19 protein-coding genes are annotated in these 21,222 nt (G+C 38.0%); 11 read left to right on the top strand and 8 right to left on the bottom strand.

All coding sequences use genetic code 11. The features are described from left to right. Positions 1-284: 284 nt before the first annotated feature. The 6 genes from pntA to L5B71_RS04880 all read left to right on the top strand — a co-directional run bounded on the left by pntA (position 285) and on the right by L5B71_RS04880 (position 7,614). The gene (gene pntA, locus L5B71_RS04905; RefSeq protein WP_265757260.1) at positions 285-1,814 is read left to right on the top strand and encodes a Re/Si-specific NAD(P)(+) transhydrogenase subunit alpha; all 1,530 of its coding nucleotides are present in this window, start codon (positions 285-287) and stop codon (positions 1,812-1,814) included. 12 nt (positions 1,815-1,826) lie between these two features. Further along, positions 1,827-3,278: a Re/Si-specific NAD(P)(+) transhydrogenase subunit beta gene (gene pntB / locus L5B71_RS04900; protein ID WP_265757259.1), complete on the top strand. Its 1,452-nt coding sequence runs from the start codon at positions 1,827-1,829 to the stop codon at positions 3,276-3,278. 106 nt (positions 3,279-3,384) lie between these two features. Next, positions 3,385-4,632, top strand: coding sequence for an O-antigen ligase family protein (locus L5B71_RS04895; protein WP_265757258.1), 1,248 nt, complete (start codon positions 3,385-3,387; stop codon positions 4,630-4,632). After that, positions 4,629-5,369 (top strand): glycosyltransferase family 25 protein, encoded by a 741-nt coding sequence (locus L5B71_RS04890; RefSeq protein ID WP_265757257.1) that lies wholly within the window; start codon positions 4,629-4,631, stop codon positions 5,367-5,369. Before L5B71_RS04895 ends, L5B71_RS04890 begins: the two co-directional genes overlap by 4 nt. Before the next feature lie 7 nt (positions 5,370-5,376). Further along, positions 5,377-7,026, top strand: a complete 1,650-nt coding sequence (locus L5B71_RS04885; protein WP_265757256.1) for an LTA synthase family protein — start codon at positions 5,377-5,379, stop codon at positions 7,024-7,026. Next, the gene (locus L5B71_RS04880) at positions 7,027-7,614 is read left to right on the top strand and encodes a DNA glycosylase (protein WP_265757255.1); all 588 of its coding nucleotides are present in this window, start codon (positions 7,027-7,029) and stop codon (positions 7,612-7,614) included. It abuts the gene before it with no gap. A gap of 50 nt (positions 7,615-7,664) precedes the next feature. On the opposite strand, the gene L5B71_RS04875 is transcribed toward L5B71_RS04880, so the two are convergent. The 3 genes from L5B71_RS04875 to infA all read right to left on the bottom strand — a co-directional run bounded on the left by L5B71_RS04875 (position 7,665) and on the right by infA (position 10,421). After that, entirely contained in the window at positions 7,665-8,066 is a 402-nt protein-coding gene (locus L5B71_RS04875; RefSeq protein ID WP_265757254.1) for an NUDIX hydrolase, read from the bottom strand. 146 nt (positions 8,067-8,212) lie between these two features. Next, entirely contained in the window at positions 8,213-10,072 is a 1,860-nt protein-coding gene (locus L5B71_RS04870; protein WP_265757253.1) for an ATP-binding protein, read from the bottom strand. Positions 10,073-10,202: 130 nt separating this feature from the next. Next, complete coding sequence (infA, locus tag L5B71_RS04865; protein WP_250363543.1) at positions 10,203-10,421, bottom strand: translation initiation factor IF-1; 219 nt, start codon at positions 10,419-10,421, stop codon at positions 10,203-10,205. A gap of 262 nt (positions 10,422-10,683) precedes the next feature. On the opposite strand from infA, the gene pepB reads away from it, so the two are divergent. The 4 genes from pepB to nagE all read left to right on the top strand — a co-directional run bounded on the left by pepB (position 10,684) and on the right by nagE (position 16,011). Next, positions 10,684-11,991, top strand: a complete 1,308-nt coding sequence (gene pepB, locus L5B71_RS04860) for an aminopeptidase PepB (RefSeq protein ID WP_265757252.1) — start codon at positions 10,684-10,686, stop codon at positions 11,989-11,991. A 9-nt stretch (positions 11,992-12,000) separates the two neighbouring features. After that, complete coding sequence (gene ndk, locus L5B71_RS04855) at positions 12,001-12,423, top strand: nucleoside-diphosphate kinase (protein WP_265757251.1); 423 nt, start codon at positions 12,001-12,003, stop codon at positions 12,421-12,423. Positions 12,424-13,326: 903 nt separating this feature from the next. Then, complete coding sequence (locus L5B71_RS04850) at positions 13,327-14,418, top strand: DUF871 domain-containing protein (protein WP_265757250.1); 1,092 nt, start codon at positions 13,327-13,329, stop codon at positions 14,416-14,418. A 162-nt stretch (positions 14,419-14,580) separates the two neighbouring features. Next, positions 14,581-16,011 carry an N-acetylglucosamine-specific PTS transporter subunit IIBC gene (gene nagE / locus L5B71_RS04845; protein ID WP_265757781.1) on the top strand — a complete coding sequence of 477 codons (1,431 nt, stop codon included), beginning with the start codon at positions 14,581-14,583 and terminating at the stop codon, positions 16,009-16,011. A gap of 417 nt (positions 16,012-16,428) precedes the next feature. Here nagE and pfkA read toward each other — a convergent pair whose 3' ends face one another. The 5 genes from pfkA to ung all read right to left on the bottom strand — a co-directional run bounded on the left by pfkA (position 16,429) and on the right by ung (position 20,492). Continuing rightward, the gene (gene pfkA, locus L5B71_RS04840; RefSeq protein WP_265757249.1) at positions 16,429-17,394 is read right to left on the bottom strand and encodes a 6-phosphofructokinase; all 966 of its coding nucleotides are present in this window, start codon (positions 17,392-17,394) and stop codon (positions 16,429-16,431) included. A 113-nt stretch (positions 17,395-17,507) separates the two neighbouring features. Next, positions 17,508-18,422 (bottom strand): cation diffusion facilitator family transporter, encoded by a 915-nt coding sequence (locus tag L5B71_RS04835; protein ID WP_265757248.1) that lies wholly within the window; start codon positions 18,420-18,422, stop codon positions 17,508-17,510. Further along, positions 18,422-19,024: a hypothetical protein gene (locus L5B71_RS04830; protein ID WP_265757247.1), complete on the bottom strand. Its 603-nt coding sequence runs from the start codon at positions 19,022-19,024 to the stop codon at positions 18,422-18,424. The genes L5B71_RS04835 and L5B71_RS04830 overlap by 1 nt, the downstream gene beginning before the upstream one ends. 1 nt (position 19,025) lies before the next feature. After that, complete coding sequence (yaaA, locus tag L5B71_RS04825) at positions 19,026-19,802, bottom strand: peroxide stress protein YaaA (RefSeq protein WP_265757246.1); 777 nt, start codon at positions 19,800-19,802, stop codon at positions 19,026-19,028. Positions 19,803-19,823: 21 nt separating this feature from the next. After that, on the bottom strand, positions 19,824-20,492 hold the full coding sequence (gene ung / locus L5B71_RS04820; RefSeq protein ID WP_265757245.1) for a uracil-DNA glycosylase: 669 nt from the start codon (positions 20,490-20,492) through the stop codon (positions 19,824-19,826). Positions 20,493-20,768: 276 nt separating this feature from the next. On the opposite strand from ung, the gene grcA reads away from it, so the two are divergent. Continuing rightward, positions 20,769-21,152: an autonomous glycyl radical cofactor GrcA gene (gene grcA / locus L5B71_RS04815; RefSeq protein ID WP_265757244.1), complete on the top strand. Its 384-nt coding sequence runs from the start codon at positions 20,769-20,771 to the stop codon at positions 21,150-21,152. The last annotated feature ends 70 nt before the right edge of the window (positions 21,153-21,222 follow it).

Below are 21,222 nucleotides of genomic sequence, written 5' to 3'. Positions count from 1 at the left end.
GTGTTCCTGTTTTGATTAAAAAGGGGAGTGTATCATTTTGTAAAATTGTGAAAAAGTAAAGTGCGGTGCTTTTTTTGTTCATTTTTAATTATTGATGCTATGGCTTTTTTAGATGATTTTTAAAAAATTGATTTATAGGTAAATTTTTTCAATGAAATTTGCAAAATCTTTTTGTATCTTTTTTGCAATAAATGGTACAGTTAGGGCAGTTTGACTTTTGTCATTTATGGGCTGGAAAGCAAGGTTTTCCAGATTTTATCAGCAATCAATTTGAAGGAAACATTATGTTAATTGGTGTACCTAGAGAACTGCTTGATAATGAAACCCGTGTGGCGGCAACGCCAAAGACTGTTCAGCAAATTTTAAAGCTTGGCTTTGAAGTGCTGGTTGAACAGAATGCGGGCTTTAAAGCAAGTTTTGAAGATCAGGCATTTATTAATGCCGGCGCGAAAATCGGCACAGCACAAGAGGCTTGGAATGCTGATGTGATTATGAAAGTGAATCCGCCAACCGATGAGGAAATTGCCTTAATTAAAGAAGGGGCAACCCTGATCAGCTTTATTTGGCCAGCCCAAAATGAAGCCTTAATGGAAAAATTATCGGCTAAAAAAATTAATGTGTTAGCAATGGACGCCGTACCGCGTATTTCACGTGCGCAATCCTTAGATGCCCTTTCATCAATGGCGAATATTTCAGGTTATCGTGCGGTGGTGGAAGCCGCCAATGCGTTTGGTAGCTTCTTCACGGGGCAAATCACGGCTGCGGGTAAAGTGCCACCTGCGAAAGTGTTGGTAATTGGTGCGGGTGTGGCAGGTTTGGCAGCGATTGGTGCAGCCAACAGCCTTGGTGCGATTGTGCGAGCCTTTGACTCTCGTCCTGAAGTGAAAGAGCAAGTGAAATCAATGGGCGCAGACTTCTTAGAAATTGATTTTGAAGAAGAAGGTGGCTCAGGTGATGGCTATGCGAAAGTAATGTCGGAAGAATTTAATCGCCGTGCAATGGAGCTTTATGCAGCCCAAGCGAAAGACGTGGACATTATCATTACCACTGCTGCGATCCCGGGAAAACCTGCACCACGTTTGATCACCAAAGAAATGGTGGATTCAATGAAACCGGGTTCGGTGATTGTGGATTTAGCCGCCTTAACAGGGGGGAACTGTGAGTACACTAAACCGGGTGAAGTGTTCGTTACCGATAATCAAGTGAAAGTGATCGGTTATACCGATTTCCCTGCACGTTTGCCTACGCAATCTTCCCAGCTTTACGGCACTAACTTGGTGAACTTGCTCAAGTTATTATGTAAAGAGAAAGACGGCACAATCAATATTGATTTTGATGATGTGGTGTTGCGTGGGGTAACGGTTATCCGTGATGGTGAGGTCACTTGGCCTGCACCACCAATTCAAGTTTCTGCCCAACCACAGAAAAAAGTGGAAGTGGCCGTTGAGAAAAAAGAACAAAAACCGCAAGACCCACGCGTGAAATACGGCATTATGGGCGCAATTGGCGTGTTGTTCTTATGGTTAGGTTCAGTGATGCCAGCGGCGTTTTTATCACACTTCACTGTGTTCGTGCTTGCTTGTGTGGTGGGGTACTATGTGGTGTGGAATGTGAGCCACGCCTTACATACGCCGTTAATGGCGGTAACCAATGCCATTTCAGGTATCATCATTGTGGGGGCGTTATTGCAAATTGCTCAAGGCAGTTTCTTTATCAGCCTGCTCGCATTTATCGCAATTTTAGTGGCAAGTATCAATATCTTTGGTGGCTTTAAAGTTACCCAACGTATGCTTGCAATGTTTAGAAAAGGTTAAGGAGAAAAAGCAATGTCAGAAGGTTTAGTACAGGCTGCATATATTGTAGCGGCATTACTTTTCATTATGAGCTTAGCAGGGCTTTCTAAACACGAAACTGCTAAAGCAGGTTGTTGGTATGGCATTGTGGGTATGACCATTGCCCTTATCGCAACCATTTTTGGCCCACAAACGTCAGGGCAAATTTGGATTTTAATCGCCATGGCGATTGGTGCGGTGATTGGTATCCAACGTGCATTAAAAGTAGAAATGACCGAAATGCCAGAACTGGTCGCAATTCTACATAGCTTTGTTGGTCTTGCAGCGGTGTTGGTAGGCTTTAACAGCTTTGGCTTACACGTTACCCCTGAATTTGTTGCACCAGAAGGTACAGCATTTATCAGCGAAGCTGCATTAGAAAACGCGAAATCCGCCTTTGATGCAGAACAAGCAACCCTTGCCACAATCCACAATGTGGAAGTGTTCTTAGGGATCTTTATCGGTGCGGTAACCTTTACAGGATCTGTGGTCGCATTCGGTAAATTACGCGGCATTATTAACTCTAAAGCACTAATGTTACCGCATCGCCATAAATTAAATTTAGCGGCGCTAGTAGTTTCTGCTTTATTAATGATTGCGTTTTTAAGCTCACCAGAAAATATTTTCCCAGTGCTATTAATGACCATCATTGCCCTTGCCTTTGGTTGGCACTTAGTGGCATCAATTGGTGGTGCGGATATGCCAGTGGTGGTGTCAATGCTGAACTCTTATTCAGGCTGGGCAGCCGCAGCAGCAGGCTTTATGCTTAATAACGATCTCTTGATCGTAACGGGCGCATTAGTGGGCTCATCAGGTGCGATTTTATCTTACATTATGTGTAAAGCGATGAACCGTTCATTTATCAGCGTTATTGCTGGCGGTTTTGGTAATGATGTGGTGGCAAGTGGTGATGAAGAACAAGGCGAACACCGCGAAACAACGGCAGAAGAAGTGGCGGAAATGCTGAAAAATGCAAGCTCTGTCATCATCACCCCAGGATATGGTATGGCGGTGGCACAAGCGCAGTATCCAGTGGCTGAAATCACACAAAAATTGCGTGATCGTGGCGTGAACGTGCGTTTTGGTATTCACCCAGTAGCAGGGCGTTTACCGGGCCATATGAACGTGTTGCTTGCGGAAGCCAAAGTGCCTTATGACGTGGTATTAGAAATGGACGAAATCAACGATGATTTCGCGGATACAGACGTGGTATTGGTTATCGGCGCAAATGATACCGTAAACCCTGCGGCAATGGACGATCCAAACAGCCCAATCGCAGGAATGCCCGTGCTAGAAGTGTGGAAAGCTGCGAACGTGGTCGTGTTCAAACGTTCAATGGCGGTAGGCTACGCCGGCGTACAAAACCCACTCTTCTTCAAAGAAAACACCCAAATGCTTTTCGGTGATGCAAAAGAGCGCGTGGATGATATTTTGAAGGCGTTGTAGTCATATTTTATTTTACTAAAAATACGTTAGAAATTAACCGCACTTTAGAGAAAGTGCGGTTTTCTTTGATTATTAGTGTATTTTAAAAATATCCAAGAGTGCTTATATGTTTAAACTTTCCTTAACGAAGAATAGCCTTTCTTATACTATCAATTTACTATTGTTTATATTCTTTTCTACATTAATAAATATAAAAAACGCCTATTATATTGCACCTTCAATTCTATTTTTAATTTCCATTCTTTATATCTCTGTATATAAGAGTGAAATTACTATTTCAAAATATGTAAAGTATTATATTTTCTCTGCTATAGGTTATTACTTAATATCCTTTGTCGTAGCTTTTATTAATGGCGATGCAATCCCAAATTCCTTTAAATCTGATCACTTTTTAATTCTATCAATCCCTATTATTCTCTTAATTTGGAAATATAAGCCTACTTTTAATTTTATGGCTTTAGTTTTTGGGGTAAGTAGTTTTATTTATGGTATTTCTGCCATATATAATAAATTCTTTATTGGGATAGAAAGAGCATTCAGTTATATTCATCCAATTCCAGCTGGGGCGATCATAATGACTGTTTCTTTATATTGCTTTATATTCGGAATTGATTATCTAAGAGTTAATAAGAAACTATTAGCCATATTAATGTTATGTTCAGCCTCAGTAGGGCTTTTGGGAAATATTTTAACTGGTTCAAGAGGAACTTGGATGATTTTTCCTGTGGCTATTATCGTATTAAGTTTTCACTATAGAAAATATTTAAAACACATAGTCATTCCATTCTTATCATCCATTTTAGCTTTAGTGATTATTGCAAGTTTTATTCCACAGACAGGTATTCAGAAACGCTATAATGAGGCAATTAGTGATGTTACTCAATATTTTGATGGAATCAATAAAGAAACTTCAATTGGAATGAGATTTGAATTATGGCGGAGTGCTTTTCAAGGTATCAAAGAGAGACCATTATTAGGCTGGGGAAAAAATGGTATGGATGAAAAGCGACTTGAGCAATCTAAAAGCGCTGATTTTCCTTCTATTATTAAAGACTTTCCTCATACTCATAATCTTTTTATTGAGCAAGCTTTTTATAGAGGAATGATTGGGTTGTTTTTTCTAGTTCTATTTATTTACACTTTAGGATTTTACTATATAAAAATGTATAAGGAAGCTAAGGATGAAGAAAAAAAACTTATAGCTCTACTAGGAATAATCAATGTTCTTGCATTACTTTCATTTAGTCTTAGTGATGCTTTATTAAGATTGAAGGAATATGCAATGTTCTTTTATATGTGTAATGTTATTTTTTATGCAATGACAATTGACAATAATAGGAGAGTAATAGAATGATACCTATTTATGTGATCCACATTGAATCAGCAAAAGATAGAGAGGGGATCATTAAAGAACAATTTGAAAAATTAGCCATTAAATTTCAATTTTTTCCTGCTGTTGATGCGAGAGAGAATCCTAAGCATCCTTTATTTTCTCATTATAATGGAGAAAAACATTTTCAAAGAAAAGGAAGGACGCTTTCATTAGGTGAATTAGGCTGTTTTGCTAGCCATTATTCTTTGTGGAAAGAATGTGCTAACAGCAACACCCCTATCATTGTATTAGAGGATGATATAAGTATTCTTGATAACTTTAAATCTGTTTATAGTAATTTAGATGAGGTTTTAAAAAGTTACCCTTTTTTATGGTTACATAAAAATTATCGTAATGTTAAAAGAATTGAAGTGGAAAAATTTGATGATTTTTCAGTAATGAAGTTTTATAAGGACTATTTTTGTGCCCAAGGTTATGCTATAACACCTGAAGCTGCTAGTAAATTGCTTGATTATTGTAAAGTTTGGATTTTTCCGGTGGATGATCAAATGGCGCGTTTTTATGAAAACAAAATTGAGAATTTTGCAATTTATCCTCCTTGTATTGATCGGATAGAGGGAATTGATTCTCTTATAGGAGAGGATAAACGAGGCGAAAAGAATTTATCTCTGCTTTCGAAAATCAGACGCGAATACTTTAACTTAAAAGATCGTATTAATCGATTTGTACATAATTTTTTATTTAGGCTAAAACATTAATTTGACTATGCAATATCTCTTACTCTCCCTTTTCACCCTTGCGGCGGTGATTTTTGTTATTAACTCGCATTATCGCTGGACGTATTTCTTTGCGATTGCGCAGTTTGTGTTGTTTTTTAGTTTGATGTTTAGTAGTACAGGACAATGGCAGCGTGGGCTGAATTTTGCTGCGGTGTTGTTTGTGGTGTTGATGCTTTTCCATCGTTTGAAAATACATTTTTATAAACAACCGCTCTTGGTGTCTGATTTCTTTTTAGTGCTGGATTGGCGAAATTGGGAAACCTTGTTGCATTATCGCTCGGCCATTTTCGCTATTGCTGGCTTGATTGGATTGCTAGTTTATGCCGTGATGGGCTGGTCATCAGCTGACGTGGCAAGCATTGAATGGCGAATTTTAGCAAGTGCGGTGCTTTTTTTCACGATTTTTGCCATTTGCCATTACAGCAAAAATAAATCGGCTATTAAGCAGTGGCTTGATTCTTTACCTGATGACGGGCGAGATGTGTTTTTAAACCTACCAATGTCTTGCCGTGGGGTGTTTTTTAAAGCGCCTGTTTTTGATGGTGATGCAGATTATTTTCTTAAACAGAAACAACAGGTTGTTGATTACCCACTTACCGCGCAGGCAGAGAAACCCGATATTGTGGTATGGCTTCAAGAATCTACCCTAAATCCACATAGCTTTGTGTTTGAACGTGCCGATATCCCGCCAATTACAATGTATGAAAATCAAGCGGATACTAAGTTTAACAGCCATTTACGCGTGCATACCTTAGGTGGGGCAACCTGGAAATCAGAGTTTGCTTTTCTGTCGGGGCTGCCTTCAACGGATTTTGGCGCAATGGCGAATGCCGTGTTTTATTCTGTTGTGCCACACTTACAATATAGCTTTATCCAAAACTTGAAAGCTCAAGGCTATTATTGCGTAGCTTTATCGCCCTTTACCAAGGGAAATTATAATGCCAAGCCAGCCTATGATCATCTTGGTTTTGATTTAATGTTGCAACCACAAGAATTGGGGTATCCTGCGCCGTTAAGCAAAAATTTATGGACGATTGGCAGTGATGAAATGAGCCAATATGTACAGAAAATTTTGCAAAAAGAAGGTATTCCTGCACTCGAAAAGGTGAATCAGCCTTTATTTGTTTATGTGCTAACAATGCGTGAACACGGGCCTTATCACGATGTGGGGAATATTTTTAATTTGCAGAATCAGGGCTTTAGTGAAAAAGGTACAGGTGAGTTGAATGATTATATTCAGCGTATTGTGAAGCTCAATGAGGTTATCGAAGATTTCAATTGTTATATGCAAAATCGTAATAAGCCTTATGTGTTGGCGTATTTTGGAGATCATCAGATTTCTATTGGTGGGGCACAGCCTGCTTATCAATTTGATTATCCAAACCCAAATTACATTACGCAATTTGTGGTGCGTAGCAATATGCAAACTGACTTTGAGCAACAACAGGATTTCCTTGATTTGGCGCAGGCAGGTGGCTTGATTTTAGAAATTGCCGGATTGCCAGCCGATGAGTTTATGCAAGCCAATATTGCAATGCGAAAATTGAGTGGCGGAAAACTGCAAGATTGCCAAGATGAGCAATTACTGGCAGGTTATCGTCATTATTTGTATCAACAGTTAAAGGTGGCGAAATAGATGAGCGAGCAAATTGAAACGCACCCATTTCCTGCGATTTTACCACCGCACGCAACGGTGATGATGATGGGAAGTTTTCCCCCTAAGGCGGAAAAACGCTGTATGGAATTCCATTATCCCAATTTTCAAAATGATATGTGGCGCGTGTATGGCGAAGTGTTTTTCGGGCGTGCGGATTATTTTCAAGTACCCAATGAAAAACGTTTTGATCCCGTACGGATTAAGGATTTTTTATGGCAAAAGGGCATTGCATTATGTCCAACGGTACGCAAAGCCATTCGCGAGCAAGATAATGCCTCAGATAAATTTCTGAAAGTGGTGGAAAGCGTAAATCTTAGCGAAGTGTTGCCCCAAGTGTCGCAATGCCATTGGATTTTCACCACTGGTGGAAAAGCCACTGAAATTCTGCTTGCATTATTGCCTGAAAAAGTTAATGCACCAAAAACCAATCACTTTATTCCTTATTCTTACCTTAATTTTTCATTAAATTTATACCGTCTCCCTTCTACCTCAAGGGCTTATCCGTTAGCTTTTGAGAAAAAAGTTGCCGCTTATCGAGCATTTTTTGAGAAAGCTGGGCTGTGTTAATGTTAGTAAAAACGTGGTTGTTTTTTATTAATGGGTTTGTGGAAACTTGATTATTCTAATTGGCCTTGTTGTTTTAAATATTCCAATACTTTCTGTGTGGCGAGAGAGCATTTTTCTTTATTTTGATAGTGAATCCACGCAATTTCGTCTATTTCACTTTGAGGGTGATATTCACCGATAAAATCGGCTTTATAGCAGGTGAGTTTGACGATGCAATCGGTGTTTTTTCCGTCTGCTTGAGCAGAAAATTCACCAATATATTGGAGGCTGCTGGCGATTAGTGTAATCCCTAATTCTTCTTCAATTTCTCGTATTAAGGCTTGTTGATCGCTTTCGTGTGGTTCTCTTTTTCCTCCTGGGAGATAAAATTTTTCTTTCCCTTTGGAGCGAGCCATTAGCACTTGGTTATCTTTGATGTATAGCCAAGCAAGTTTATCAATTTGAGTATTCATAGGTTTGCCTCACTAAAAATAAAACGTGGTGTCTTTGCTTAGTTATATTTTATTGCCACTTTATATGTAAATCCAAGTTGTTCTTTATCATCTATTTTTCGAGTTGGATATTCACGCGTTTTAGCGATTTTACTGTCGCATTTCTCTTAAAATGTATTTAACCACGCAGAGAGTTTATCAACGTCTTTTTGCCAATATTGCGATAGTTGATTCAACCATGTGGCAATATCCTTTTCCCAATCGGTATTTTCGCTGTGTTGTGCCTGATCAGCAATTTGTTGAATACGTTTCAATCCCACTGAGCCTGCCGCGCCTTTGATTTTATGTGCAGCGTGACTTATTTCTAATTTATGCTTAGGATCGTGTTGATAAATATCATAAGCGCTCATTAATTCTGTCATATATGCCGGCATGAGCTGTTGGAAAAGTGCGGTGTTATTTTTCATTGTTTTCACCCCTAATAATCCGGTCAATTCATTTAATAGGGCAAGATCTAATACAGAATCTTGTGCTTGTTGGAGAGATTGACGTGAGTGGGAAATTGCCGTAGGGGGCGTAATTTCGTTGGTAAAATACTGATACAAACATTCCGTTAATTCCTCTAATGAGAGTGGCTTGCGTAAAATATCATCCATTCCTTGCTGTAAATACTCTTGCTTATCGTGCATTATGTTAGCGGTAAGTGCAATCAGGGGAGGAAGGTAATCATATTCGTCATTTTCGTATTTTTGGCGTAAATACTGGGCAATTTCAAAGCCCGACATATCGGGCAGTTGAATATCAATGAGTAATAAGTCATAGCTATGTTGCTCAAATTTTTCTATCGCTTGTTGTCCGGTCATTGCTACATCGACTTGATAGCCTAATTTTTCCAAAATGGATTTTGCAACAATCACGTTTACTTCAATATCTTCAATCAGCAAAATGTGTAGTTGGCTTGGGAGGTATTGATGATATGCTAACGGCTTACTCACAGGCTCAGCTTGAATGATCAAGGTAAAAACTGAACCTTTTCCCACCGCACTTTGTACGCTTAGATCACCATCCATTAAGTTAGCAATGGTTTTAGAAACGGCTAAGCCAATGCCACTGCCGGCGTGCTGGTATTGGTTAGATTGTACGCGGTAATACATTTCAAAAATATTGGCTAACTCGCTTTCTGCAATACCAATGCCCGTATCGGAAATGGCGAAAGCAAATTGTTGTTTGCCAGTCCGTGTAACTTTGAGCCTGATTACACCTTTTTGTGTGAATTTCACGGCATTATTTATCAAGTTCCATAAAATTTGGCTCAATCTGGCGTTATCTAACATCAGCCATTGTGGTAAATCTGGTTCGTATTCTAGTTCAAATTTTAGCTGATTTTGTTCTGCCATAAGGGTGGCAAAATTTGCTATATCATTAAGGAATGCATAAAAATCTGTCTCTTTACGATTTAGTTCAATTTTATGTGCATCAATTTTTTCTAGATCGATAATATCGCTAAAAATATGTCCTAGAGACACCGCACTCATATTGATCGTTTTAAGATAATTTTGTTGTTCGACGGTTAAATTGCTGTCTAATAAAATACGACTCAAGCCAATAATGCCGTTTAGTGGTGTGCGTAGTTCGTGGCTTATGGTTGTCATTAATGCTATTTTATTACGACTATTTTGCTCTAAATCGTTTAACGCAATGGAAAGTTTTTTCTCTGCAACCATTCTTTCTGACACTTCATAGCGTAAATTTTCCACCGATTTGGCTAATTCAAGACGGGATTTTTCTAGTTTTTCCACTAAGAGGGTGAAGAAATAGATTACAAAAGGGGCAGAAATTAAACCAAACACGACGGAACGCACTACATCCGACCAATAGACTGTTCCCACCACACAAAAGCTTAATAGCATCTGTGTACACAAGGCTAGCACGGCAAGCACAAGCACGCCAAGCAGTGAAAACCGTACGCGACCAAGACGGATCACCCAATCCACATAACGCTGTGCAAAGTGTTTGATATTTCTCATTTTATAACCTTTTAGTTCGCCAATAAGGCATCTGTATAATAACAATATGGTGAAAAGCAGACAAAAGGTTGCCCTAGAAATTGGCTAGGGCAAAATTTGAATAGGTAAGAAGAAAAGATGTACAACCAGATTAGCGACTGCGGAAAATAATGCGTCCTTTGCTTAAATCGTAAGGTGTCATCTCTACCGTTACTTTGTCGCCAGTTAAAATACGGATATAGTTTTTACGCATCTTCCCTGAAATATGGGCGGTAACAATATGCCCATTTTCTAATTCCACTCGGAACATTGTATTTGGCAAGGTTTCTAAAATCGTGCCTTGCATTTCAATGCAATCTTCTTTAGCCATTAATTCCTCTAATATTAGTTAATAAATAAGTCAAAAAACGGGCGAATTATACTCTCATCAAGCGCATTCACCAAGTTTTTTCTAACATTTAATCTCATCTGTAAGGTTAAGTAAGTGATGAGTGCATATATCATAACGAGTCTTTATAGTGATGTCTTGGCCATTTGTCCGCTTATAAAAAAAGGAAAAAAGATTTAATATTTTGATTTTTTATTCTCTTGTATTAGGATAACTAGACTTAATTTAAATCAGGATAATCATTATGTTAATTCACCTTTCAACACAACCTGCCAGCCCAGTTTGGGGCGAAAATGCGTTATTGAGTTTTGCTAATGACGAAGGCATGGTTCATATTAAACAAAATTCCATAAATTCCGACCGCACTTTCATTCAAAAAGCTGCGCGTAAATTGCGTAATCAAGGCATTAAAGATGTGGAATTAGTAGGCGAAAATTGGGATTTAGAAAATTGTTGGGCGTTTTATCAAGGCTTTTATTCTGCAAAACAGGATTATGCCATTACATTTCCTCATTTAGATGATGAGCCACAAGCAGAATTATTGGCTCGCATTCAGTGCGGTGATTTTGTTAGAGAAATCATAAACTTACCTTCTGATGTTATTACGCCACAAAAATTAGCTGAGCGTTCCGCACAATTTATCGCAGAACTTGCGGCGGAATATGGTAATGAAAATGCGGTGAATTTTGAGATTATTTCTGGCGAAGCCTTGTTCGAGAAAAATTATCAAGGCATTTGGAGTGTGGGTAAAGCCTCCCGCCATAAGCCGGCAATGTTACAATTAGACTTCAACCCAAGCCAAGATCCGAATGCACCAGTGTTAGCTTGTTTAGTCGGCAAAGGGATCACCTTTGACAGTGGTGGTTATAGCTTAAAACCAAGTGATTCAATGTCCACAATGCGTACTGATATGGGGGGCGCGGCATTAGTTACCGGTGCATTAGGTATGGCTATTGCAGGTGGCTTAAACCAGCGTGTGAAGCTTTATCTCTGCTGTGCGGAAAATATGGTCAGTGCAGATGCAATGAAATTAGGCGATATTATCACTTATCGCAATGGTGTAACCGCTGAAGTGTTGAATACCGATGCAGAAGGCCGTTTAGTGCTAGCCGATGGCTTAATTGAAGCAGATAAGCAAAATCCAAAATTTATTATTGATTGCGCTACTTTAACGGGGGCGGCAAAAGTGGCGGTAGGTAATGATTATCACAGCGTACTTTCAATGGATAATGAACTCGTTGCAAGCCTATTTAACGCCGCACAAACGGCTAACGAGCCTTTCTGGCGCTTGCCGTTTGAAGCGTTTCACCGCACACAAATCAGCTCTCAATTTGCCCAAATTGCCAATATCGGCACAGCTCCAGTGGGCGCCGGTGCAAGCACCGCAACAGCCTTTTTATCTTACTTTGTGAAAAATTATCAACAACATTGGTTGCATATTGATTGCTCTGCAACTTATCGCAAATCCGCGAGTGATTTATGGGCAACGGGCGCAACAGGCATTGGTGTGCAAACCTTGGCACATCTTTTACTCAATCAAGCGAATTCATAGGAGGAAAGTGTGGAACGGACATTATCCATTATTAAACCTGATGCGGTAGAGCGTAATTTAATTGGTAAAATTCTTAACCGCTTAGAAAGTGAAGGATTTCGCATCATTGCAATGAAACTGGTGCAGTTAACCCAAGCACAAGCCGAAGGCTTTTATGCGGAACACCAAGGAAAACCTTTTTTTGATGGCTTGGTCAAATATATGACTTCCGCGCCTGTGGTGGTTTCTGTATTAGAAAAAGAAAATGCGATAAAAAACTACCGCACTTTAATGGGCAAAACCAACCCAGAAGAAGCCGATGAGGGCACATTGCGCAAAGAGTTTGCTTTAAGCAAAACGCAAAATTGTGTTCACGGTTCTGATAGCCCTGAAAGTGCCGAGCGTGAAATCGCCTATTTCTTTGTCGATGGGGAAATTTGCCCAAGGGCATAATAGTTTTATTAGGACTTATGGCAGATAACTAAAACTTAGATTACATCTTAACTAATTTTTTCAAAATAGAAATTTGTGATTTTGGGTTGTTGTGATTAAAACGCCATTTGTATTTCTTAAACGGCAATTAAATATGTGCTTTGAGAATACCATTAAATTTGCGTAAATGGCGTTATAGTTTAGTTCTCGAAATTTTCAATTTAGTGGATATGTTTTTGTTTCTCTGCGAAGTGAATGCTGTGATTGATGTAAAAATAATTAAACTTACTTATATCAAGCACATCATCACTTTTGTAGAAATGGGCGTAAACAAGACTATTGAGTTTCATCTTTTCTCGAATAATTGGTAAAAGTGCTCGCAGATCATGTATTAAGAAAGAACAATAATAGTATATACACCTTGCCATCATACTTTACAAAGTGCAAATCTTTCACTGTTACCCGTTGAATCACACCTTTTCGAATCGAAGATAAATTAATTTATCTACGTTAATTTCGCCTTAAAATATCTCCATATGCGGGCTATTTTGATAGCTAATTATGGAGGTAATTGACGTCGTGGTTTTGTTTACAGTGACTCACATCATCAGATGTTCTAGGAGCCTAGCTCAAATAGTTTGATAAGTTTACAGGCTTAGACGACTTTTTCATAGGATTTAATCTAAATAGCGTTTTAATCTATAGTTAGGACTGCCTAAAAAGAAATAATTATATTCAATCGATACTATTCTTCTTCAATAAGAGCTATAGTTTTATTATAGAAAGTTTTATTTTTTATCCTTATGAATTATTAGAATGACTTCATTTTGTGAGTGCTGTCACATATTTTTTATAATCGATATACTACAATACTGTTGAGTATGTTGTATCTAGATTATTTAAGATCAAAGTAAAGAGAGAAAAATGAGACAGTTAGGACTATCTATTTATCCAGAAAAATCGAAAAAAGAAGATATTTTTCGCTATTTAGAAATAGGCAGTAAATATAATTGTAAACGTATATTTACCTGTTTATTATCCATCAATAAATCAAAAGAAGAAATTATTGATGAGTTTAAAGAAATACATACTTATGCGAAAAAATTAGGTTATGAAATTATTGTTGATATTGCACCTAGTGTATTTTCTAAATTAGATATTTCTTATCAAGACCTTTCATTTTTCCAACAAATAAATGTAGATGGTTTGCGATTAGATGTGGGGTTTAGTGGCAATGAAGAAGCACTAATGACTTATAATCCTTATGGTTTAAAAATAGAAATTAATATGAGCAACAATGTGGCTACATTAGATACAATAATGGATTATCAGCCAAATGAATATTTGTTATGTGGTTGTCATAATTTCTACCCTCACGCTTATAGTGGATTAGAGGAAGATTATTTTATTAATTGTACAAAGCGCTTTAAAAAATATGGTTTACGCACTGCGGCATTTGTAACAAGCCAATGTGAAGAGGGTTTTGGGCCTTGGCCTGTTACACAAGGGCTTCCCACATTGGAAAAACATCGCTTTTTACCTATTGATGTGCAAATAAAACATTTTGTTGCACTTGGTGGCATTGATGATATTTTAGTATCCAACTGTTATGTTACAGCTGAAGAATGGCAAAAAATAGAAAAAGTAAGATTGGATGTACTCAATTTTAATGTACAGCTGCATTCTAATCTCCCGGAGATTGAACGCAAAATAGTATTAAACGAATTGCATATAAATCGAGGGGATAAAAGTGCAAATATGATCCGCTCATCGCAGCCTCGTTTTAAATATAAAGGACATCATTTTGCATTATTTAATACGCCTGCTTTAATTAAACGGGGGGATATTGTAGTTGAAAGTAGTGAATATGGACATTATGCAGGAGAGCTACAAATTGCTTTAAAAGATATGGAAAATAGTGGAAAATCAAATGTTGTTGGCAGAATTGTTAAGCAAGAGTTATTTTTGCTTGATTATCTAAAACCTTGGCAAAAATTTATTTTTACTGAAGAATAGTTGCCATATTTATTTTTTAATATTTCCTCATATTAAATGACTATAAAATTATATTTTAATAATCGTATAGTTTCTGACTATGCTTTTTATATTTTGTTTTCAAGAATGCAAATTATAAAAAGTAACACATAATAATCTTATTAAAGAGGAGATAACATTATGATGAGATTATTACAGAGATTAGGTAGATCCTTATTATTACCTGTTGCTACCTTGCCTGTCGCAGGTATTCTTATGGGAATCGGTTATTGGATTGACCCTACCGGCTGGGGTGCCAATAATATGCTTGCCTTGTTGTTATTGAAAGCGGGTGGTATTCTTATCGACAATATGTCATTACTCTTTGCTCTTGGCGTAGCCGTTGGAATGTCTGACGAAGCAGACGGTACTTCAGCTATTGCTGGTCTTGTTGCCTTTCTAACCATAACTATTATGCTTAGTGCCGATACTGTGAGTGCTTTGACTGGTGTTGAAGCTGATTTAGCATTCAAAAAGATTAACAATCAATTTATTGGTATTTTGAGTGGATGTATTGGTGCATACTGTTACAACCATTTCCGCCACTTTCAAGTGCCTGAATTTTTAGGTTTCTTTGGTGGTAAACGTTCTGTGCCAATAATGTCTGTTTTACTCACCCTAGTGCTTTGTATACCACTCTATTTTATTTGGCCAATTCTTTTCAGTGGTTTAATAACCTTTGGTGAATCTATTGTCGGACTAGGTGCAATTGGTGCGGGCATCTTTGGTTTCTTTAACCGTTTATTAATTCCTATTGGCTTACACCACGCCATAAACGCGGTATTTTTCTTTGATGTTGCTGGTATCGCTGATTTATCAAAGTTCTGGGGTAATGTTGAAGGTGGCGTAAAAGGCGTGACAGGTATGTATATGTCCGGCTTCTTCCCTATGATGATGTTTGGTTTACCTGGTGCAGCTTTGGCTATGTGGCAGACTGCCCATCTTAAAAAGAAAAAATATGCTGCTGGCATCCTTGCTTCTGCTGCATTATGTTCATTCTTTACTGGGATCACCGAACCGCTTGAATTCTCTTTTATGTTCTTAGCACCAATCCTTTATCTTGCTCACGCTTTACTTACAGGAATTTTCTTATTTATAACCGCACTTTTACCTGCTCGTGCTGGCTTTAACTTCTCTGCAGGTTTAGTGGACTATGTGTTATCATTGAAAAACCCATTCGCTGAAGGCTGGTGGATTATCTTATTACTCGGTGTTGCCGCATTTATTACTTATTATGTGGTGTTCCTCGTACTTATTAAAGCGTTAAATCTGAAAACGCCGGGACGTGAAGATGACGATCAATCTGAGGAACTTAAAATTGAGATAGCATACAGCAATTATACTGAACTTGCTGAAAAAATTCTTGCTGGGCTTGGTGGGGCAGATAATATCGAACTTGCAGAGCATTGTATCACTCGTTTGCGTATTGAAGTAAAAGATCGCTTAAAAGTTGATGAAGCAAAAATTAAAGCTGCTGGTGTTGCTGGTGTGGTACGCCCAGCTAAAAATAGTGTTCAAGTGATTATTGGGCCTAAAGTACAGTTTGTATATGATGAGTTTAAAAAGCTTATTTAATCTCCCAAAAGGCAAGTAATCCATTTTAAATCTAGCATAGAGCCAAATTATTTGGCTCTATTTTTTATCGCTGTAATAATAAGTTATATTTTAAAACATAATTATTATTAGAAAATAGCCGAGATGTAATTCATCAAAGTTTAAGATAACTGGACAAGGATTGTTGAAACAGATTGAGATTGATTGAAGACATTATAACAACATCTCACTATTTTGGCTTATCGTTAAACTTAAATAACTTAGTATAAGAAAAGTCTAGCAATCGCTAGGCTAATAAATAACATTATATAATGATTTCAAGTTACGATATTAATCAATAAACAACCAACGATTAAACCTATCGATCTTTTGTTGTTTGATAAGACAAAAGAGCCAATAAAAATTGGCTCTTTAGAGAGGAATATATAAAAGAGGGAATTAATCCAAACGAGCTGCCATTTTCAGCCAGTCAGCTTTAAATTCACGGCGCATATTGTTGATAGCATCAATAATATCGTGGTGAACAAGCTGTTCGTTTTGGATACCAACACAATAGCCACCTTTGCCTTGTAATAAAATATCAACCGCATAAACACCCATACGAGAGGCTAAAATACGGTCAAAGGCACAAGGGGTACCGCCACGTTGGATATGACCTAAAATGGTTGCACGGGTTTCGTGTTTTACACGCGCTTCGATTTCTTCTGCTAATTCATTCACATCACAAATATGTTCTGTCATAGCAATGATTGCGTGGCGTTTGCCTGCTTCGATACTGCGTTCAATCTGCTGAATTAATTCTTCACGCTTAAATTCTACTTCTGATGCGACAATGTATTCGCATCCGCCCGCAATACCTGCAGAGATGGTTAAGTCGCTACAATGTCTGCCCATCAGTTCTACAATGGAAATACGTTGGTGAGAACTTGAGGTATCACGCAAGCGGTCAATCGCGGTTACGGCTGTTTCTAATGCAGTTTGATAACCAATGGTATAGTCTGTACCCGCCACATCGTTGTCAATCGTGCCAGGAATACCCACGCAAGGGAAGCCGTGTTCTTCAGTGAGCAATTTTGCGCCCATATAAGAACCGTCCCCACCGATAACCACTAAGGCATCAATGCCGTGTGAACGTAAAATTTCCGCACATTTTGCCCGCACTTCTGGATTTTTAAATTCTGGGAAACGGGCCGAACCAAGGAATGTTCCGCCGCGGTTAATAATATCTGATACACTATAACGAGTTAATTGTTTGATTTTATTGTGATAAAGTCCATGATAACCATCATAGATACCATAAACTTCTAAGCCTTCGCCTAAGGCAGAACGTACCACCCCACGGATCGCGGCATTCATTCCAGGTGCGTCACCACCACTTGTCAATACGGCAATTTTTTTTATCATATAGAAAATACCTTTATCCAAAGTTAATAATATAAAAACTGTGCGTAGATTACACTATTCGTGAGATCCACTCTAGAAAAATCTTGTTAATTATATCACATTTTGATTTATATCTAATTATTTTGCTGTAAGCTATCAGCCTGAGTCTGTTCAATTTGCACCACGCTGGTAGGTTCGTGGTGAATCACAATATCTACACTCGGAAAGCATTGGCGTAAACGTTGTTCAAGATGATCAGTAATTTGATGTGCTTCCACAAAAGAGAGATGATCGTCTAGTTCCAAGTGAAATTGAATAAAGCGAATTGCCCCAGAACGGCGCGTACGCAAATCGTGAAAACCTAAAATATTCGGCTGCGATTGAATTACCTGCTCAATTTGTGCTATTTCTTCTGCAGGTAAGGCTTGATCGAGCAGTAGCTGAATTGCATCGTAAAACATTTTTGCGGCATTTAATAAAATATATAAGGCGATGAAAATAGCAAAAATCGCATCAGCCCACAGCACGCCCCATAAACTCAAGCCTAAGGAACATAAAATCGCAATATTCATTAGTAAGTCGGTTTGATAATGCAAGCGATCCGCTTTAATCGCAGGACTATCTGTTTGCTTTATGATATGGCTTTGATAAAGCACCAGCAGCAAGGTTGCTACAATGGAAAACAGCGTGACCACAATGCCAAGATAGGTTTGATTTAATGGCTGCGGTGAAGTTAAGCGGTAAATTCCTTGTAATAAAAGGAAGATCGCACTGCCTGAAATAAACGCACTTTGAATAAGCGAAGCAAGGGATTCCGCTTTGCCGTGTCCAAAAGAATGATTATGATCTGCTGGCATAAGCGCAAAACGCAAGATTAGCATATTCATCAGAGAGGCTAGTAAATCAAGCGTGGAGTCGGTAATGGATGCAAGCATACTGACAGAGTCAGTTTTCCACCACGCAAAGCCTTTGATTAAAATTAGTAACAATGCGGTGAAAATGGCACAATTCGCCGCTTGCTTCACCTGTTTAGAATAGACTTCTTGCATTAGGGATTACAACGCCAAGTCAAATGTGCACGATTTAATTTTTGCATTTCTTTATCCACAACATATTTCTTCAAATAACGGATCACTCGGTTGTGTGTCATATTCATTAATTTGCGATTTTTGGCGATTTTTACCGAATATTGATATTGTACAAAACCGCAAAAGGGAATGTCTTTACCTCGTGCCACGTTCACCTGCCAATCAGGATTTTGTTCAGTGGGATCGTAAATCACAAAAGCAAAAAGCTCATTTTTTTTGCTGTAAATATCAAAATGCTCTACGCCTGTATTGCGATAAACCCGTTTGCGCAAGGCAATGCGATCTTTTAAAGAAAGCTTATCCTTATTGCGATCTTGCAATAATTCAATGGCACTATGCCATCTCTCGGCGGTTTCACTTTTTGGCACATAAACATAGCGTGCAATTGTACCTAAATCCTGCTGTGAGACAAGATAATAGGTTTTATCATTATGCTGAATCTGCTGTTCCACCGAAAGTTGTGGGGAACTGGTACAAGCGGTAAGCAAAAGTGCGGTTGAAAAAAAGACAACTTTTTGTAGCGCACTTTTTTGTTTGGTTATCCATTGGCGTAATCGTTTCATTTTATTCACTTAAATCGCGTTTAAACACGAATTCCTTTTCTGTTGATGAAGCGGCATCAAACCAGTAGCCACCGAGATCGAAATCTTTTAATTGTTGCACTTGAGTAAGTCGATTTTGAATAATGTATCGACACATTAAACCGCGTGCTTTTTTCGCATAAAAGCTGATCACTTTATATTTGCCATTTTTATTATCTAAAAATATTGGCTTCACAATCTGGGCGTTTAACACATTTTCCTTAACGGATTTATAGTATTCATCGGAGGCAAGATTAACCAAGACATTATCTCCTTGCTGATCCAAGGCTTGCTGCACCGCTGTGGTGATAATATTGCCCCAAAAATGATACAAATCCTTGCCTTTCTGGTTAGCCAATTTTGTTCCCATTTCTAAACGGTAGGGTTGCATTAAATCCAAAGGACGTAGCAAACCATATAAACCCGATAACATTCTCAAGTGCTGTTGCGCGAATAAAATATCGTCACGGGATAAATGCGCTGCGTCTAACCCGGTATACACATCGCCTTTGAATGCAAAAATCGCAGGGCGTGAGTTTTGTTCATTATGCTCCTTATTCCACTCGGCAAAACGTGCAACATTTAATGCGGCTAGTTTATCACTAATCGACATTAAAGAAGCCACTTCATTTGGTGCAAGCTGACGACAAATCTCAATCAGCTGTTCGCTATATTCAGTTAAATCAGGTTGAGAAATCTCAAAATTTTCCACTGCACTTTCAAAATCAAGAGTTTTGGCGGGAGAGATAATCGCTAACATAATGAAATCCTTATAAATTTTTTAAAGCGTTAAGGGCAGTTGCCATGTTATCGGCGATAATTGATGTTGTTGTAAATAGGCGTTCGTTTGCGAAAAATGCTTACAGCCGAAAAATCCACGATGCGCAGATAAAGGGGAAGGGTGTGGTGCGGTTAGTACGCAATGTTTTTGCCTGTCAATAAATTGCCCTTTTTTCTGCGCATGGCTACCCCATAATAGAAAGACAATATTTTCTCGTTGGTCATTTAACACGGAAATCACCCGATCGGTAAAAGTTTCCCAACCAAAGTTTGAATGGGAATGCGCTTTGCCCTGTTCCACCGTCAAAACTGTATTTAATAGTAGTACGCCTTGTTTTGCCCAACTAACTAAATAACCGTGCTGAGGAATTTGAAAGCCCACATCATTGGCTAATTCTTTATAAATATTGACTAACGAAGGTGGTGGTGCAATACCGGGTTTCACGGAAAAAGATAAACCGTGTGCTTGGTTCGGCCCGTGGTAAGGATCTTGCCCTAAAATTACCACTTTTACTTGATTAAATTCGGTTAATTTGAAGGCGTTAAACACTTCATTACTCGGCGGATAGATAATTTTTCCCACCGCTTTTTCACGCTGGACTTGTTGCAAGATTTGCTGAAAATAGGGCTGGCTTTTCTCGCCACCAATCATATCTTTCCACATTTTCATTTTGTTTTCCTCAGCCTTGAACTTCGGGATAATTATAAATAACCTTAAGATAAATTGATAGGATAAGATTTATCAATCGTTGATAATGGATTGCAAAAATGTTAAAAAAATGTTTTGTAATTAATATTTTATTTATATTAGCTTGATATAAATCAATTTAGTAATATTTTTTTAATTAAATTAATTCTACCATTCTCAAAATAATTGAATTACTCAAATAATTTGATAAAATCCTATCCCGATTAGATTAATTAATACACAAATTTAGGAGTTCTTATGATTAAAGGTATTCAAATCACTCAAGCCGCAAATGATAGCTTATTAAATTCATTTTGGTTATTAGATAGTGAAAAAGGTGAAGCACGTTGTTTATGTGCAAAAGGTGATTTCCAAGAAGATCAAATCGTAGCAGTAAGCGAATTAGGTCAAATCGAATATCGTGAATTGCCAGTAAATGTTGCACCGACTGTAAAAGTAGAAGGTGGTCAACACTTAAATGTGAATGTTTTACGCCGTGAAACATTAGAAGATGCAGTGAAAAACCCTGAAAAATATCCACAATTAACTATCCGTGTTTCTGGTTATGCAGTGCGTTTTAACTCATTAACACCAGAACAACAACGTGATGTAATTACGCGTACTTTCACTGAAAGTTTATAATCTATTATTTATTATTGGAAATTGCCCTAGTTTTAAACTGGGGCAATTTTTGTTTAAAGACACCCCACTT

The sequence above is a fragment of the Avibacterium sp. 21-586 genome (assembly GCF_026226775.1).
In the GTDB taxonomy this organism is placed as follows: domain Bacteria; phylum Pseudomonadota; class Gammaproteobacteria; order Enterobacterales; family Pasteurellaceae; genus Avibacterium.
The sequence above is the reverse complement of the archived record's forward strand: the minus strand, read 5'-3'. Positions and strand labels throughout refer to the sequence as shown.